We start from the raw sequence: 17,602 nt of genomic DNA, 5'->3' as shown, positions 1-17,602 counted from the left end.
TCGTTAGATCATGACAGGCATTGGATCTTCCTTAAGTCGATTCTCGACAACCCAACTATGGGAATCATTGAATAGATATGCCCGGTGCACAAGCACCCGAATCTGTTGACCGATTTCCAGTGTTGTTTTCTCCAGGGATCGATACGTGATCAGCTTATGACCTCGTACCTCGACTTCAACCATCCATTCACTTCCGCGGAAATGAAGGTGCTTCACCGTACCCTTTTCGGTTGCTGACAACATGCTGAATTCGTTTTTGAGACCAATTTCAATATATTCCGGACGGATCAGAGCACGCGTATTCTCACCTTCAACCGCATGTTCAAATCCTTTCAGCTCAGAAGCATCCTCCACGACTGTGGATTCACCGATAAAGGTAGCTACAAAAGGTGTCTCTGGGTTTTTATAAATATCCCACGGGGTACCCTTCTGCTCCAAGCGTCCCTGGCTAATAATCATAATTTCGTCTGCGACTTCAATGGCTTCATCCTGGTCATGCGTGACGAAGATCGAAGTAATGCCGACACGCTCAATCAATTCCCTTAACCATGAACGAAGCTCCTGACGAATCTTCGCATCAATCGCGGCAAACGGCTCATCCAATAACAATAACTGAGGCTCAGGTGCCAATGCTCTTGCAAAAGCTACACGCTGCCGCTGTCCACCAGACAATTGATGTGGATAACGCTGCTCAAACCCTTTCAGCCCAGTCAGCTCCACCAATTCCATCACTCGATCACGAATCTGGGATTTTGGTGTCTTCTTGACCTTAAGTCCAAAAGCGATGTTATCAAATACCGTCATATGTTTGAACAATGCATAGTTCTGAAAGACAAATCCGATGCCCCGCTCTTGCGGTGGCAAATGGTTTACTACTTTTCCATGAAAGCGAATCTCTCCTGAACCTGGACTTTCCAGACCAGCAAGCATACGTAGAATTGAAGTTTTCCCGCCACCACTAGGACCGAGCAGACCAATAAGATGGCCTTTGGCAATATCGAATGAAACATCTTTTACGGCATGAAATTGACCAAAATGTTTGTTCAGATCACGGACTTCTACATGCATCTTAATGCACTTCCTTTCGCTTCTTGGCCCATTCCATCATGAGCAATAGACATACGGAAAACGTCACCAGCACCAATGCCACACCATTTGCAGCAGACACATTAAAATTCTCTACATCCTGATACACGAGCGTCGTCGCAGTCTGTGTTCTGTTCATAATATTGCCTGATACGACCAGTACAGCTCCGAACTCACCCAATGATCGCGCCACAGTCAACACAAGACCGTAAACAACAGCCCAACGAATGGAAGGCCACGTTACACTCCAGAACGTTCTCCAACCATACGCCCCGAGCGTGGATGCCGCCTCTTCTTGCTGAGAACCAAGCTCTTGCAAGACAGGCATAACTTCTCTAACCATGAGCGGGAATGTGACAAACAGTGTTGCAATGACCATGCCTGGGAATGCATAAACAACATTGAACCCAATACCTTCAAAGAAACCACCCATAATGCTGCTTGGGCCGAGTAATAACACAATCATTAATCCACCAATTACAGGTGATACCGCATAAGGCAGATCCACGATGCTGTTAAGTAATCCTTTGATTCGTTCACTCAACCAGCTAGCACGAACCAAATAAATCGCCATCATAATACCGAACAATGTATTTAACAGAGTGACAACAAGAACAACCAGTCCTGTCATCATGAGAGCATGTAGCGCCTCAGGACGCATCAGTCCAGCCAGGAATCCTCCTGCTCCGTCTTCAAAAGCACCAATAACAATCCGTCCAAGTGGAATAATCAGCAAGATTACAAATACCGCATACGTCAGTCCGATTAACAGCCGTCTCATCGTCTTCTCCCCCGCATCTGCACTAGATTAATCATCCAGAGGATGACGAAGGATAGGGTCAATAACAGAACAGATACAGCAGCTGCCCCGGTGGGGTTATCGCTCTCAATCTCACCGTATATAAATACGGATGCCGTTAACGTTCTCCCTGGAATATTACCTGCTACCAATACAACCGCACCGAATTCAGCCAATGCCCTGGAGAATGCCAGCATCCCTCCACTGATCATGCCTGGCGCCATCGATGGCAAGATAACCTGTCTGAAAGTACGAGCCTTCGATGCACCCATCGTGTACGATGCCTCTTCTTCGGAAGGATCAATCTCTTCCAGTAGCGGCTGTACAGCACGAATGACAAAAGGAAACGTAACAAAAGTCATCGCAATGACAATTGCAGGTTGATGAAACACGATTTCGAAACCCATGGACTCTGCCAGCTTGCCAATGGCACTAACTGGTCCTAAGAGTAACATAATCATCAATCCACCAACGGCTGTTGGTAATGCAAAAGGCAGGTCTACGAGACTGTTCAGAAACGATCTTCCAAAGAACCGATAACGTGTGAGTACCCAGGCGATCATCGTACCTAAAACAACGTTGATCAATGTGGCTATCACAGCCAATCGAACGGTAAGCAATACGGCTTTCCAGGCGATTGGATCCATAATACTCTCGGCAAAGGTACTCCAACCTTCAGAGAACGAATTGACGTACACCCCGATAATTGGAAGCACAATAAGTACGATGAAATATAACAATACAGTACTGCGAAATCCCCAAGTCCATCCCTTGTGACGAAGAACGGTATTCATTGCCGTATTCCCTCCCAGCCTCCGGTTCTTTGCCCGGTCGGCAGTCTTCCTGTTATGGCACAACACTTTCCCTAATATGGGTATTATTACTTTAATATTATTCCCATTAGTCTACTTGGTTTTTTGCTTATCTGATACTTTACCAGTTTACAGTACTAACCGTCAATGCTTTTATTGAATATATTAGAGCCAGATCTGAGATGTATTAATGGCAAAGAATCAGTCTCCAGAGGTGGGATAAATCATGAGGAGGGTTTGTTTAGCCTGTGGTGGGTAAGGTACAATTTAGGAGACACAATTAGAAGTGAAAAAGGAGCGGTGTACGTGTTATATACCGAGAGTTTTCGAGATGAAATGAGAGATATTACGAGGGACGTGGAAGTCATTGTCCGAAATAGTGGAGTGCAAGAGGGCACTGTGCTAATCTACTGTCCTCATACCACCGCTGGTATTGCCATTAACGAAAATGCAGACCCAGACGTGAAGCATGATGTTCTGCTACGTTTGGATGAAGTGTATCCTTGGGAGCACCCTGAATATCGTCATGCTGAAGGCAATACTGCCTCTCACCTGAAGTCGATTACAACTGGCCCTTCGCAAACGGTCATTATCCATGAAGGCAGACTTCTGCTCGGTCAGTGGCAGGGAATTTACTTCTGTGAGTTCGATGGCCCGCGTAAACGCCAATATTTCCTCAAAATCATGGAAGGATAATGCTCACTGCATTCTCAACAACGATACAAAGACGCAACACAAACAGGCGATTCCCACCCATTCCCGGGTTATGAACCGCCTGACTTGTTGTTTTGCATATAAAAGCTTTCGCGAGACAACGTTATAAAGAATTAATGTTATGACAATTCACCGCCCTGAAGTGTATGAGTGCAACAAAAGCGTCATTATTGGACGCCAGGCTGGTGGTGGAGATTGCGACAGAGTACCTTAACATGAGACAGTGCAGATGGCTCAATCTCAGCAAAGGTTACACGATCCTGATTAAAATAAGATATGAATCCGTGCATAGATAAAAACAGTGTACGTGGTACACATTCGATATCCTCTTCTGAACAGCCTTCCTCTTTCATGTATTGCCTAATGATAGATGCAAACAAATCAAAGCAACGCCCCTGTTCGGCACGACAATAAGACAACAATTCCTCGTCCCGCAGCATGAACATGATCTCGTACTGGTACGGATTATCCAATCCAAAGCGAATAAACTCCATCATGATATGCTCGGCTTTGCTCACGCCATCTCGTACTGGCCTGACCATAGCTTGCATCAGCAAATGTCCCAGATGGTTGAAGTCTTCCACCACAATGGCATAAAACAACTCTGCCTTTTCCTTAAAATGATAATACAGCGACCCATGACTATAGCCTAGATGCTGGCCGATGCTTCGCATCGATATGGCGCGGTATCCTTTGGTAATAAAAAGATGCCTCGCCGCCTCCAGTATCCGCTCCCTCGACAATTCCTGTTCGACTGCTCTTCTAGCCATATATTTTATTCCCCTTCAATAAAATAAAGCCGCTGTCCTTCCGTGATCCGGGACTGCCCTTGCGTCAAATCCGTGATCCAAGCCACAAATGCCTCAGATTCACTATCCGGCGGAAGACAAGTCAACGTAACTTTATCGGTGAATCCAGTTTCACCTGTACGGACTTCCCGGCTCCTTAATTCATTTTCCACTTTTCCCAGCCAAGTGTAGTCAAGCTCCACAAATATTTCACGATGCAGCACTTTGGTGATCGCCTCTCCGGCTTCAATGGCCGCAACAGCACCATCTGTGTAAGCACGAATTAACCCACCTGCGCCAAGCATGATTCCCCCAAAATACCGTGTAACCACAATAGCTACATTTTTCAATTGTTGATTTTTGATGACTTCTAGAATCGGTTTACCAGCAGTACCACTCGGTTCCCCATCATCGGATTGCTTCTGAATTTCATCCCGCTCACCAATCATATAAGCGGAACAGTTATGCGTTGCATTCCAATGTTTTTTCTTAATGTCATCGATAAAAGCTATGGCTTCTTCTTCTGTCGTTACTGGCATAATATGTCCAATAAATCGGGACTTTTTAATGACAATCTCTAGATTGCCCGATTCTCGAACCGTGCGATAGCGTTCAATCATTCCAATCCAACTTTCTAAATTGATCCATTTTACAAGAAAGCAGTTCCCCGCGTGAGAACGCGGACGAACTGCCTTGTTTTAGACATTTGGGATGGCACCTGAATCCATCATAATGATGATCCTTGGTTCCCCAATCGACTTAACACTTACATGATATCATCATATGAGCAGAGCGATGAATTATTCCGAAAGTCTCGCTTCCAGCGCGGCTTTCTCTTCTTCAAAGCCTGGTTTGCCCAGCAATGCAAACATGTTTTTCTTGTAAGCTTCTACCCCTGGTTGGTCAAATGGATTGACGCCCAGCAAGTATCCGCTAATGCCGCATGCTTTTTCAAAGAAGTATACCAGATATCCGAAAGAATATGGAGTCATATCTGGAATGTTCACAATCAGGTTAGGTACTTGACCATCTGTATGTGCAAGCAACGTTCCTTGGAATGCTTTTTTGTTTACGAAGTCCATCGTTTTACCTTCGAGGAAGTTCAGACCATCCAGATCGTCTGCATCTGCTTCAATTGAGATGTGCTCGGAAACTTCAGTCACTTGGATTACCGTTTCGAAGATGTTACGGCTTCCTTCTTGAATGAATTGACCCATGGAGTGCAAGTCTGTTGAGAAGTCAACCGATGCTGGATAGATTCCTTTGAAATCTTTACCTTCGCTCTCTCCAAACAATTGTTTCCACCATTCAGATACAAAGTGCAGGGAAGGCTCGTAGTTTACGAGGATTTCCGTTCCTTTACCTTTGCGATATAGCGCGTTACGAACAGCTGCATATTGATATGCTTCATTCTCAGCTACATTAGGGTTGCTATATTCCTTCGATGCGTCAGCAGCACCTTGCATCATTTCTTCGATGTTGATTCCAGCAGTAGCGATTGGCAGCAAGCCTACAGCTGTCAGAACAGAGTAACGTCCGCCTACATCGTCTGGGATAATGAAGGACTCGTAGCCTTCTTCGTTCGCCAGTTTTTTGAGAGCGCCGCGCTCTTTATCTGTTGTAGCGTAGATGCGTTTGCGAGCTTCTTCTTTACCGTACTTTTTCTCAAGAGCTGCACGGAAGATACGGAATGCAATCGCTGGTTCTGTCGTTGTACCCGATTTGGAGATTACATTTACAGAGAAGTCTTTGCCTTCGACCAGATCCAGCAAATGTGTAACATACGTGGAACTGATGTTGTTTCCTGCAAAGTAGATCTCAGGCGTTTTGCGTTTATCTTTTGACAGGTTGTTGTAGAAAGAGTGTGTCAGCATTTCGATCGCTGCGCGAGCACCCAGGTAAGAACCACCGATACCGATGACGATCAGAACTTCTGAATCGCTTTGGATTTTAGCAGCCGCTTTTTGAATACGAGCGAATTCTTCTTTGTCATATGCCGTTGGAAGGTCAATCCAACCAAGGTAATCTGATCCGGTTCCCGTTCCGTTATGAAGCTGCTCGTGAGCCAAACGAATTGGTTCAGCGAAATAGTCTACTTCATGTTGATTGACGAATTGTAATGCAGTGCTATAGTCAAAAGTCACTTTTTTAGCCATGATCTAAAAAACCTCCTAATAATCGTTAAGTAATTTTCCGTTTTCCATACAAACAACTTAGCCTAAGGATACTTCAAATCCACCTTACTGACAAGCTTGCAACGCGAACTTTGTCGTTAAGTTATAAATAGCAAGAAGGGTAAACCGAACTCGCTAACGAGGTTCCGCTTACCCTTCTTATGTTATTCCGCCGGGTACGAGCAGACGTAGTCGGTAACGCTGCGTATCTCCAGTTTAAATTTGGAATTGGCAGGCACGTGGAACGTAGCTTGACCTTGAATCTCTTGCCAATCTTCTTCACCGGGAAGTAATACTTTCAGATCTCCGGACAGAATCTCCATAATCTCACGAGAATCTGTACCGAATTCGTAACTGCCTGGAAGCATAATGCCCAATGTCACTTTGCTGCCATCTCCCAAAATAACCGTTCTGCTGGTTACCTGACCCTCATAATAAATGTTGGCCTCTTTAACTACACTCACTTGATCAAACTGTGACATGCGTACCCGCTCCCCTGAAGTTAATGAAAACAAAAGGCAAAACAGTTCAGGGTGGTTACCCACCCTTCTCTGCGGAAATCACTAGCTGCTCGGACAGGACAAAACTCACAGGTGAGCTCATCCCCTCCATTGCAGCGTTTATGAAGCTATAAATGCCTGTTCAAAAAGTCAGGTTTTCAGTACCGAGAAGATGGGATGAAGCTAGAAATGGAGTAGCGGAGCGTAGGAGAAAACTACGTGAGCAACGGACATTTCGGCTGAATCCCATATTCGACGCTGATGATGCCGTGAGGCATCCTTCGTAATCAAAAGCAGACTTTTTGAACAACCTCTATTACAGCAATGCTTTTACGCGGCTAACAACGTTGTCCACGGTGAAGCCATACTCTTGGATAACACGGTCGCCAGGCGCGGATGCACCAAATGTGTTGATTCCGAGAATGTCGCCTTGATCGCCAACATATTTCTCCCAACCCATTGGATGAGCCATCTCGATTGCAAGACGAGCTTTAACGTCTGGAAGCAGGACGGATTCTTTGTAAGCTTTGTCCTGTTTCTCGAACAGATCCCAGCTTGGCATGCTGATTACACGAACTTGGATGCCTTGCTCTGCAAGTGCAGCTTGAGCTTTAACAGCCAGTTGTACTTCAGAACCTGTAGCGATGATTTGTGCTACTGCTTTACCGTCTTTTGCATCAGAAACAACATAAGCACCGCGCTTAACGTTCTCACGTGAGCCTTCAACTGTTCCTTCCAAGATTGGCAAGTTTTGACGAGTAAGTACAAGGGCAACCGGGTTGCTCTTATTCTCAAGCGCATAAGCCCATGCAGCAGAAGTTTCATTACCATCAGCTGGACGGATTACCGTCAAGTTAGGAATGATACGCAGGGAAGCCAATTGCTCGATTGGTTCGTGCGTAGGACCATCTTCACCAACAGCGATACTGTCGTGAGTCAGGACATACGTTACTGGCAAGTTCATCAGTGCTGCCAGACGAACTGCTGGACGAAGGTAATCTGTAAATACGAAGAACGTACCACCGAATACTTTTACGCCGCTGTGCAGAGCCATACCGTTCATTGCTCCAGCCATACCGAATTCACGGATACCGAAGTAAATGTTGCGACCTGCATAATCTTCAGGAGTGAAGTTAGTCAGGTTGTTCAAGTGAGTCATCGTGGAGCTTTCCAAGTCAGCAGATCCGCCTGTCAGTTGTGGCACGTTGTGCGCCAGACCGTTCAGCGCGTTACCAGATGCTACACGAGTGGAGAGCGCTTTGTCTGTTGCTGCATATTTAGGAAGATCACGATCCCATCCTTCTGGAAGGTCACCGTTGATCGCTGTTTCGAATTGAGCAGCAAGCTCTGGGAATGCTTTTTTGTACTCAGCAAACTTCTCATCCCATGCTTGGTTTGCAGCGATACCGCGCTCTTTCACTTGTGCAAAGTGATCGCGAACTTCAGCTGGTACGTGGAAGTTTTCTTCGTAAACCCATTTATAATATTCTTTAGTCAATTTAGCTTCTTCTGCACCTAGTGGAGATCCGTGAGTACCGCCGTGGCCGCCTTTACCTTGTTTGTTCGGGCTACCATAACCAATAACAGTTTTCACTTCAATCAATGTAGGACGCAGTGTGTCTGCTTGACCTTCTTGAATTGCTTTCTCGATTGCAGGCAGATCGTTACCATCTTCAACGCGCAGCACTTGCCAGCCATAAGCTTCAAAACGCTTCGCAATGCTTTCGGAAGAAGACAGATCCAATTTACCATCCAAAGTGATGTCGTTGGAGTCGAACAACATGATCAGTTTACCTAGGTGCAAACGTCCAGCCAGGGAAGCTGATTCATGAGATACGCCTTCCATCAAGTCACCATCACCGCAGATTGCGTATGTGTAGTGATCCACAACGTTAAATTGTTCTTTGTTATATGTTGCACCCAATTGTGCTTCAGCCATTGCCATACCAACTGCCATTGCAATACCTTGACCCAGTGGGCCTGTAGTTGCGTCAACACCAGCAGTATGTCCGAATTCCGGGTGACCCGGTGTTTTGCTTCCCCATTGGCGGAACTGTTTCAGTTCTTCCATTGGCAAGTCGTAGCCGCTCAAGTGCAGCAAGCTGTACAGCAACATGGAGCCATGTCCTGCGGACAGGACAAAACGGTCCCGGTTAACCCAAGTTGGGTGGTTCGGGTTATGAGTCATCGTTTTTGCAAAAAGTTGGTACCCCATTGGAGCGGAGCCCATCGGCATTCCCGGGTGTCCGGAATTTGCCTTCTCAATTGCATCAATCGCCAAAGTACGTACGGTTGTAATCGACAGATTGTCGATTGTAGTGTTCTCGTCCTTTTGAATCGCTTCGTTCTTGTCAGTCATGGTTTGTCCTCCTCATGTCTTTAGATAAGTCGGGTGCGCAAGCGAATCCCTCTCATCAATACCAAGCAAACCGTATATAACAATAAGTGAATCCGCTTGAGTGTTTCATTTTGACTTATTCACTTTTGTATTGTATCACTTGGCGTGAAGCTTTTCCATAACCTTCTTTTAGAAGTTCGGGAAAATTCGGTGATTTGCTACGAGAGATGGGTTCACAGCGCCAAAAAATTGTGTAAAAAAACATTGCAGCCCATCTTTCGTCAGGACGAGCCTCGTCCATCCATCGGAAGAAGTATAACCTTTAACCAGAAAACCATACTCTTTTTGGCATGTCGATTTTCATTTTAGCTTTTATCAATATGAACTTGCTCTTGTAATCCTGATTGGGAAATCAAAACGTAGTATACTTCAGGAAGCGAAGTAAATTTCATGGATTGGAGGTCTCGCTATGTCTTCTGACCCTGTTGTTAAACGTTCCGATTTACCCCGTCGCACCTTTCCATGGTTCAGAGGCATATGGACAGGCGTCCTTTCGGGCATCGTACTTGGTTTTTTGCTAAAAGCGATTCAGTCATTTACCGGTATTGCGGTCTACACCTTGCTCCTAAACATTGATTTCGTGCCAGGGCTTCCACCAATTTTGCCAGAATTCGTAGAATTTGCCCTACACCTCGTGGTTTCCATCTGCATCGGCATGTTCTACATATGGTGGGTACAGATTCGGCCTCAGCATGCCATGCTCAAGGGTATTCTAATTGGCGCAGTTTCCTCTCTTCTCTATATTCCGCTATCCCAACTGTCTACACGTGTTCCTGATTTGAATAACACGCAAGCCATTTTGTACTGGGTCACAGCCCATCTGATCTATGGAGTAATTCTTGGTTTGTGTGCAAAAGGCTTTACTAAGCTCAAAAAAGGCGATCCCCTATGAAGTACATAGATAGGAATCGCCTTTTTCTTTTGCCAGTTTATGTGGCTCCGAATCAACCTTGCACAGTATTAAAGCACAAGCTTAAAATACAACGGTTTTATTTTCGTGAACCAAGATACGGTCTTCTACATGCCATTTCACAGCACGCGCTAGAACAACACGTTCGATCGTACGTCCGATTCGTTTCAATTCCGTTACGTCATCCCCGTGGCTTACACGCTGTACGTCCTGCTCAATGATCGGTCCGCCATCCAGTTCTTCTGTAACGTAGTGAGCCGTAGCACCAATGATTTTAACACCACGGTTATATGCTTGAGCATAAGGCTTACCGCCAACAAAGGCTGGAAGAAATGAGTGATGGATATTAATAATGCGATTACGATAATGTTCGATGAACATCGGTGAGATGATCTGCATATAACGCGCCAGGATAATGACGTCAATATCGTCACCAATGATGTCAAGCTGACGTTGCTCTGCTTCCTTCTTCGTATCTGCTGTAACCGGAATATGATGATACGGAATACCAAAGGACTCCACATAATCTTTCATATCCAGATGATTACTAACAACCAGTGCAATGTCTGCATCCAAGTCGCCAGCCTGCCATTGCCACAACAATTCAACGAGGCAGTGATCTTCTTTGGATACAAAAATGGCAAGCTTCTTCTTACGGCTTACAGCCGATAAAGTCCACTCCATGTTGAAACGAGTCGCTACTTCAGCAAAATCATCTTCCAGCTTAGGAAGACTCGCTTCGAGCTGTGGAAGGTCAAACTCAATACGCATGAAGAACATGCCGCCAGCCGGATCCATTGTGTACTGGTCGGACTGAACAATGTTTGCACCATGCTGGTGCAAGAAATGTGAAACAGCTGCTACAATTCCCGGCCCATCAGGGCAGGAAATAAGCATCCGCGCCCGATCGGCGCGGTTTTTAGCATCAGGACGTACTTGTTTAGCATGAATCTCCATCGGGTTATTCTTCCTCCTTCAAATTAAACCGTGACCAGTGCTTCCTTGCCTGCAAGCCAAGCAATCAAGCGTTGATTCAGTTGTTCCTCACTAAGCTGTGGGAACAGCGCTGCTTCGGCTACCAAGTCATATAGGCGCTCTAGCGGTTCACGTGGATCTGCTTTTTTGGCTTTGGCATCGTTCTTGAGCAAAGTCCATACATCGAGTACATAAGAACGGGCTTCAATCTCTTTCCCTTGGAAGAAGTGATGCAATTGCTCCACATCTGTCAGGAACTCTCCGCCAAATCGGCCTTCAATATCGCCACGCAGTAAAGCAATCTCCGCTTCATACATTGGACGTTGTGTCTTGGCTTCTTTCCCGATCCAAGGCGTCTCCAGAATGAATGGGCGGCCTTGTAGTGCTTCATGGTGAACGATACGATGAATCGCTTCGTAACCAATCCAGCCAGAGCCAATCGGCGTATGGCGGTCTTTACGTGCGCCCGCAGGGTTCTTACTATCATTAATATGCATAACCGCAATGCGGTCAAGACCTACGATTTCGTCAAACTGTTTCAGAACACCATCAATATCATTCACGATATCGTATCCAGCATCATGAATGTGACAGGTATCCATACATACAGTAAGGCGTTCATTGTGCGTCACTTTTTCAATGATTTGGGCAATTTCTTCGAAACTACGGCCCATCTCAGTCCCTTTACCCGCCATCGTTTCCAAGGCGATATTTACATCTGTCTCTCTCACACCGTCCAGCACTTCATTCAGTCCTTGAGCAATGCGCTCAATACCATAATGTGCATCTTTATCGGTAAATGCACCTGGGTGCAATACGATATTTTTGACACCAATGGCATGCGTACGACGAATCTCTTCCTGAAGGAAGCTCACTGCAAGCTCGTACGTATTTTCTTTGTACGAACCGAGGTTAATAATGTAAGGCGCATGGACAACGATATCTTCCATTCCACCTGCTTGCATAGCAAGTTTGCCTTCTTCAATATACATGGATTCGATAGGCTTACGACGTGTATTCTGCGGTGCACCTGTATATATCATAAACGAGCTAGAACCGTACGAGGACGCTTCCTTCGTTGCACTCAATAATCCCTTGTCCGAAAAGGACACGTGGGAGCCGATTTTCAGCATCATTGATCCCCCTTAATGTGAATTATCCCTTATTCTAACGCGATTATCGAAATAAATCTAGAAATGCGCTATAATTCGGGATACAGGCTATTTTTTACAGCTAACATCTGGAACATGGGCAGACGGATTTCGTCTATCCGTGAAAATCAATGAACCGAGGTGACTCCGCAATGATTTTCGATTCCTATGCTTTGACGCTGGCCAGCAGTTCACCCAGCAATTGGTTTATGAACACCATGGCGTTCTGGACATTTGTCTTGCTCGGCAGTATGTGCATTGGCGGATTTTTTATGATGCACAAGTTCCTAAAGGTTCTCCCTAAGGCAGACGGGAAGTCCAAGCTAGATTGGCAGAATCATTGGGTCGAGACAAGTCGTCACTTATGGACGGACGAAGCCAAGGCTTTTTTGGATCAACTGGTGGAACCTGTTCCGGGTCCTTTTCGTGATATCGCCAAACATTCCATCGCTGCTGAAATTGGTAGAATCGCTGTAGAAGATCAAGCTACAGAAGTTTCAAGAGATCATTGCATCAAAGGATACATTATTGCCACCCCGAAGCGTGATAATAAGTTCCTCGTGAAATTCCTAGAGAAAAATAAAATTGATTACATGCCTTATAAACATCTAATAAACAAATAAATAATTAAATAAGAAATTAAACGAGTATTGATTATATCGTTATACTTCAAATCTTAATTGATATTTTCACTTAACTAAATTAGGATCTTATTTTCACAAAGCTCCGTCAGGTAAGACCCATTTGAGGCATTGCTTACCAGTCGGGGCTGTTTGTTGATCGTTCGTCAGGGTAATTATCAGCATAATGATATAGAGGAGGGTAATTTTGCATGAAAATTGCTATTTGTGGAGGAACCGGATTTGTCGGAGGGGCCCTTGTCGATTATTGGTTGCAGGCCGGATACCATGTGAAAATCATTACACGCAAACTGCCCGACCTTCATAACCCTAGTGAGAATCTTACATACATTTCTTGGGAGCAAGCCGAGGAGCAGCCTCATTTGTTAGAAGGAATGGATGCCTTGGTGAACCTTGCTGGAGAGACACTGAATCAGCGCTGGACAACCAAGGCGAAATTAGAAATTGTGGAATCGAGAGTAACGACCGTTGCTCGTGTAGCCAAGCTCGTAAAGTCCCTGGAGAACAAACCGGAAGTCGTCGTTCAAGCATCTGCGATGGCGATCTACGGAACGTCTCCAACCGAGACCTTTGATGAGAGCAGTCCGCAAAAATCAATGAATTTTCCATCCCGTGTATCTGAACAATGGGAAATAGCAGCCGATGCCATCCAAGATGTACGACTTGTGAAGATCCGGGTAAGTCTTGTCCTCGGTCATAAAAGAGGAGCTTTCCCCCTCATGAAATTGCCATACATGTTAGGGGTTGGAGGTAGAATCGGCAGCGGCAAGCAGTGGACCAGTTGGATCCACATTATGGATATCGTGCGGCTTATTGAATTTACGATCCAGAACAAAGACATCTCAGGGCCGGTGAATGCGTCATCGCCTAACCCTGTAACAAATGACGAGTTTGGGCGCGTTGTCGGGAAGGTGTACCATCGCCCGCATTGGTTCCCCGTACCTGGGTTCCTCATCAAGGCTTTGGTAGGTGAACTCTCGGTAGTGCTGCTGCAAGGACAGCGCGTGATTCCTCAAAAAGCTCTAGATCACGGGTTCGAATTTACATTCCCTACACTAACTAAAGCGTTAGAAGACCTGAAGCATCGAGACTTATCCGACTGATCGATAGGTATATGCTGAATCAGCTAACGTAAACGTATCTCCATCCTGCAACGGGTATTCTTTGTACGGGGCAAGTGGATTGCCTTGAAGAATCGTGCCATTGACAGACCCCAAATCCTTGATCACATAGCCCGTTTTGTTCCGGCTCAATTCCACATGAGCACGGGACACACCGGTTGCTGTATCGACCCACTGCACCATCTCTGCTGATCTACCGATCACAAACGAAGCTCCGCTTACATCCATTCGTTCATTACGCTCACCCGTCGCTGAACGGCGTTCCAGATAATATGAAGGCGTAGCTGTGCCCGCTAGTGCTTGTTCCCCACCTCCGACATTCTGCAAATTAACCGTTGGCTCTGTTGCCACATGATAACGTGCTAATTCAGAAGTTGATGGAGCGATAGGTGTAGCCTGCGGAGTCAGATTATTATGCGTTTCCGTATGTAAATCTTGAAAACGAGTGTTCATACCTTGACCTACGTAACCAGGTGCAGTGGAAGCTTGTTCAACTGCCGGTGCTGGAGCGTTCCAACGCCAGTTCTCCTGAAACATCTCATCCTCTTCTTTAGGGCGTTTCTTGCCTAACCCAAAAAAGGTAGATTTTTTATCGGTCGAAGTCTCCATAGCATTCGAATCGGAATCCGACGAGAAAGAATATGAGTTCTGTTTCTGATCTGCATTGTTGCGCTTCGTGTTGCGTTTTGATGTATTAAATTTTCCTTTGCTGAACCATGCCCATGCCGCAATAGCAAGCAATACAGCACTCAATGCAGCAGACAGGATCATTGGTGTCTCACCTGGCTGCTCCATGTAGATGAATCTCCATACCAATGCCATGCCCACCATACAGCCCAACAGGATATAAGTTACTTTGGAAGAGGCAGCTTTCTTCTCGGCTTCATCGTCCAATGGTTCATCATACATATCACCTTGTACTGACGCGTTATTCGAACGTGCCAATGATTGCTCATTACCGAATCGAGACTGAGGTGGTATATCTCGTTGGGCACGTATAGTTGAAGAGCTAGGCATTGCCCGGTTCACGATATCCAGCTCCTTTTCTTCAGGAGTCTTAGACTGTTGACGCCAATGGAGCTGAGGTTCCGATTCATACGGTACGTGCTGCGGCGAGTATGACTCCCGACTACTCAATTGTGGCTGACCTATTCGAACCTCTTCTAAAGCTGGATTACCTGTTAATTGTGTGTCCTTAACGACGACCCCCCCGTCTCCAGTTGACCGTGAAGATAGAAACTTAGCGTTATTTGAACCTTTTTGTTCATCTGCATACAGCTCTATCAACAACTCTCGTAATTTCTGAATATCCCATTGTTCCGTATCGCATAACTGCAACACACGCTGAATCCCTTGTCCTTGTAATTCCTTCGTATGTGCCATTAGTCGAATGACCAGTTCACGAAAATGTAGAGGTGTAGAATCCACTTCTGGCGTATCCATGAGAGGTACGTAGACTAAACCAAGCTCACCCTGATCAAGCGATCCATTTACGAAAATATATTCTTCTTGCAGCATCAATTTACGTGACTCTAGCATATATTGGCGACATTCAGTAAAGGTGTCCGCAAGCTGATACAATAAACCATATAGTACAACCATCTCAATCTTGCTCGACTTCAGCACCTGGGACAGCATTTTGTAGCCTGAGATGTCATACTGTAACGTCACCGTGCTGTCCACTTCACGAATGTGGATTGGTAGTAACCGTGGAATCGAATTGGCAGTGAGCATGCCCGTCTGAACTCGGCTCAGGTTCTCCATTTTCAAGCCTCCCGGTTTCTCCAGAACCATAAAGGCTCCTCCGTTGCGGATAAAATCCCTTGTTAATCCATACATACCGATCCTCTCTTTCCTATACTAGATAAATTTAATCCAATTTATATTGCATTCATGTACACATAGACACTGATAAACCCAGGTAAAACAGCCAGCATAAACGGAAACTTTAATGTCTTATCTTGACTAACCAGTTGGAGCGAACCAAGCATGAAGAAGCCTGCAAGCCCACTTGCCATGGCACGAATTCGTTTGGCAAAATCTCTGCGGAACAACAGGATGATCAATCCAATTGCGCCAGCATACAAAATGGAATAGACCAATACTTGAATGCCAAACATAAGCCCTGTCCATGCTCCAATGCCGCCAAATAACTTGACATCTCCCGCACCAACAGCTCCAAGTGCATACATTAGAAACATAATTCCAAAACATACACCAAAGCCTGTTACTGAAAATATGAACCCTTCCCATCCCTGCCAGATCGTATGCGCTAAGAGCCCTGCTGCTGTTACAGGCAACGTCAGCCGATTAGGAATTTTCATTGAACGTACGTCTGTAACAAAAGCAGCGAGTACATAGATACCACATATCATAGAGAACCATGTCACTTCTGACTCTCCTCCCTTCTAGAGTGGTACTGAAGAAAACCGATTTCTTGAACACTCACTTCTTTTACTTTCTTGAGGCAACATCGAACGCCGTTTCCATCACAACACCATCCGCTGTCTCTACAACAAACGTCCACGTGCCTTCCGTTGTACGTGTCCCAACAAACCATTCCCACTGAATCTCGCCGTTCTCATCTGCAGTTGCCCAACCAATGTGCTTGGCTGTACTTTCCCCCGACTTGTAAAAGATCGTCAGATTCGCCGTGGTTCCAGGCTCGACCTTAACCTTAATCATGGCATTATTGCCTATGTATGCAGGCTCTGGCTTGGACAACACCGTAACAGAACCTGTTGAATCTGTGCCATTTCCACTACCGTCAGTGCCCTCTCCTGTATCTCCAATCCATAATCGTTCTGCGGCAGAAGCCTGAATGCGTAGCGATTTGCCGAGAAAAGGTACCTTGAGAGGCAAATCATAACTTAACTCAAGTCTGAAATACGGATTGGTCTTGTTTTTAAGATTAGGGATAGACACCCCATTCACATGTACTCGTTCATAATCCAGTAGAGAAGTATTCATGAAGGGTTTAAGCAGCGGCTTTACAACTGGGTCAAGTACAGCTTCTAGTACAGATGTTTTGATCTCCTGCAAAGGCTGCTCCCCTCGAGCTGCTGCTGCCCGTACCCAGTCACTAAGGGGCTCAGGTAGCGAAGATGCATACCCTTCTGCCCACTCTGTGAGGGATAACTCAGGTGTTTTCCAACCAGTACCGGAATCACTGCTTCCGCTGCCAGCTGAATCAGAAGGGGTAAATACAAGAGATACGGGATAGATCTTGGTAGAGAGCTGTTTCACGGCTTCGCCTGCTGTACTTTGTAGCGCAGTAGATATTAGTGTCATTTGCACAATGTAGATCAGAAACATGACAAAGAACAAAAATACAGGTAACACTAACGAAGCTTCCAGCACGATGCTACCCTGTTCCTTTTTCAGAGAATGGCTACGCTCTCTCAACGATTTTAAATTTTTCAAACGCTCTAGTCTGTTGATCTGTGTTAGGCGTGCCTGCAATCGTTCCAACATTCTCTCTTGCTGAGCCTGCTGTTGATACTGCTGATAGTGCTTATCCATATTCCCTCCAC

17 protein-coding genes are annotated in these 17,602 nt (G+C 45.6%); 4 read left to right on the top strand and 13 right to left on the bottom strand.

The features are described 5' to 3' along the window. Positions 1–3: 3 nt before the first annotated feature. The 3 genes from V6W81_RS06810 to cysT are packed head-to-tail and all read right to left on the bottom strand — an operon-like array spanning position 4 to position 2,679. Positions 4–1,068 (bottom strand): sulfate/molybdate ABC transporter ATP-binding protein, encoded by a 1,065-nt coding sequence (locus V6W81_RS06810; protein WP_145050594.1) that lies wholly within the window; start codon positions 1,066–1,068, stop codon positions 4–6. A 1-nt stretch (position 1,069) separates the two neighbouring features. Then, the gene (locus tag V6W81_RS06805) at positions 1,070–1,867 is read right to left on the bottom strand and encodes a sulfate ABC transporter permease subunit (protein ID WP_338542217.1); all 798 of its coding nucleotides are present in this window, start codon (positions 1,865–1,867) and stop codon (positions 1,070–1,072) included. Next, on the bottom strand, positions 1,864–2,679 hold the full coding sequence (gene cysT / locus V6W81_RS06800; RefSeq protein WP_338542215.1) for a sulfate ABC transporter permease subunit CysT: 816 nt from the start codon (positions 2,677–2,679) through the stop codon (positions 1,864–1,866). The genes V6W81_RS06805 and cysT overlap by 4 nt, the downstream gene beginning before the upstream one ends. 354 nt (positions 2,680–3,033) lie before the next feature. Here cysT and V6W81_RS06795 point away from each other — a divergent pair, with 354 nt between their 5' ends. Continuing rightward, a complete protein-coding gene (locus tag V6W81_RS06795) occupies positions 3,034–3,393 on the top strand; it encodes a secondary thiamine-phosphate synthase enzyme YjbQ (RefSeq protein WP_338543960.1) in 360 nt (119 codons plus the stop codon). A gap of 185 nt (positions 3,394–3,578) precedes the next feature. On the opposite strand, the gene V6W81_RS06790 is transcribed toward V6W81_RS06795, so the two are convergent. From V6W81_RS06790 to tkt, 5 genes are all read right to left on the bottom strand, one after another. Next, the gene (locus V6W81_RS06790; protein ID WP_145050585.1) at positions 3,579–4,181 is read right to left on the bottom strand and encodes a TetR/AcrR family transcriptional regulator; all 603 of its coding nucleotides are present in this window, start codon (positions 4,179–4,181) and stop codon (positions 3,579–3,581) included. Positions 4,182–4,186: 5 nt separating this feature from the next. Continuing rightward, entirely contained in the window at positions 4,187–4,819 is a 633-nt protein-coding gene (locus V6W81_RS06785) for a YigZ family protein (RefSeq protein WP_128100792.1), read from the bottom strand. Between the two features lie 180 nt (positions 4,820–4,999). After that, a complete protein-coding gene (locus V6W81_RS06780; protein ID WP_307214967.1) occupies positions 5,000–6,355 on the bottom strand; it encodes a glucose-6-phosphate isomerase in 1,356 nt (451 codons plus the stop codon). A gap of 182 nt (positions 6,356–6,537) precedes the next feature. Continuing rightward, positions 6,538–6,855: a pyrimidine/purine nucleoside phosphorylase gene (locus V6W81_RS06775; protein WP_056699507.1), complete on the bottom strand. Its 318-nt coding sequence runs from the start codon at positions 6,853–6,855 to the stop codon at positions 6,538–6,540. A gap of 334 nt (positions 6,856–7,189) precedes the next feature. Continuing rightward, on the bottom strand, positions 7,190–9,232 hold the full coding sequence (gene tkt, locus V6W81_RS06770; protein ID WP_307214965.1) for a transketolase: 2,043 nt from the start codon (positions 9,230–9,232) through the stop codon (positions 7,190–7,192). A 448-nt stretch (positions 9,233–9,680) separates the two neighbouring features. On the opposite strand from tkt, the gene V6W81_RS06765 reads away from it, so the two are divergent. Continuing rightward, positions 9,681–10,163: a hypothetical protein gene (locus tag V6W81_RS06765; RefSeq protein ID WP_338542213.1), complete on the top strand. Its 483-nt coding sequence runs from the start codon at positions 9,681–9,683 to the stop codon at positions 10,161–10,163. A gap of 81 nt (positions 10,164–10,244) precedes the next feature. Here the strand turns inward: V6W81_RS06765 and purU are convergent, their stop codons facing one another. Next, positions 10,245–11,138, bottom strand: a complete 894-nt coding sequence (gene purU / locus V6W81_RS06760) for a formyltetrahydrofolate deformylase (protein WP_056699513.1) — start codon at positions 11,136–11,138, stop codon at positions 10,245–10,247. A gap of 23 nt (positions 11,139–11,161) precedes the next feature. After that, positions 11,162–12,289 (bottom strand): deoxyribonuclease IV, encoded by a 1,128-nt coding sequence (locus V6W81_RS06755; RefSeq protein ID WP_338543959.1) that lies wholly within the window; start codon positions 12,287–12,289, stop codon positions 11,162–11,164. Between the two features lie 170 nt (positions 12,290–12,459). Here V6W81_RS06755 and V6W81_RS06750 point away from each other — a divergent pair, with 170 nt between their 5' ends. Continuing rightward, on the top strand, positions 12,460–12,930 hold the full coding sequence (locus tag V6W81_RS06750) for a DUF2621 family protein (RefSeq protein WP_338542212.1): 471 nt from the start codon (positions 12,460–12,462) through the stop codon (positions 12,928–12,930). 209 nt (positions 12,931–13,139) lie between these two features. Next, entirely contained in the window at positions 13,140–14,051 is a 912-nt protein-coding gene (locus V6W81_RS06745; protein WP_338542211.1) for a TIGR01777 family oxidoreductase, read from the top strand. On the opposite strand, the gene V6W81_RS06740 is transcribed toward V6W81_RS06745, so the two are convergent. The 3 genes from V6W81_RS06740 to V6W81_RS06730 all read right to left on the bottom strand — a co-directional run bounded on the left by V6W81_RS06740 (position 14,040) and on the right by V6W81_RS06730 (position 17,591). Next, positions 14,040–15,863: a DUF6382 domain-containing protein gene (locus V6W81_RS06740; RefSeq protein ID WP_338542210.1), complete on the bottom strand. Its 1,824-nt coding sequence runs from the start codon at positions 15,861–15,863 to the stop codon at positions 14,040–14,042. The two genes, V6W81_RS06745 and V6W81_RS06740, sit on opposite strands and share 12 nt — an antisense overlap. A gap of 86 nt (positions 15,864–15,949) precedes the next feature. Beyond that, entirely contained in the window at positions 15,950–16,459 is a 510-nt protein-coding gene (locus V6W81_RS06735) for an A24 family peptidase (RefSeq protein ID WP_338542208.1), read from the bottom strand. Positions 16,460–16,523: 64 nt separating this feature from the next. Then, entirely contained in the window at positions 16,524–17,591 is a 1,068-nt protein-coding gene (locus V6W81_RS06730; protein ID WP_338542207.1) for a TadE/TadG family type IV pilus assembly protein, read from the bottom strand. Positions 17,592–17,602: the final 11 nt, after the last annotated feature.

It is taken from the genome of Paenibacillus tundrae (assembly GCF_036884255.1).
Lineage (GTDB): Bacteria > Bacillota > Bacilli > Paenibacillales > Paenibacillaceae > Paenibacillus.
Note: the sequence above shows the minus strand (reverse complement) of the source record. Positions and strands in the feature narration are given on the sequence as shown.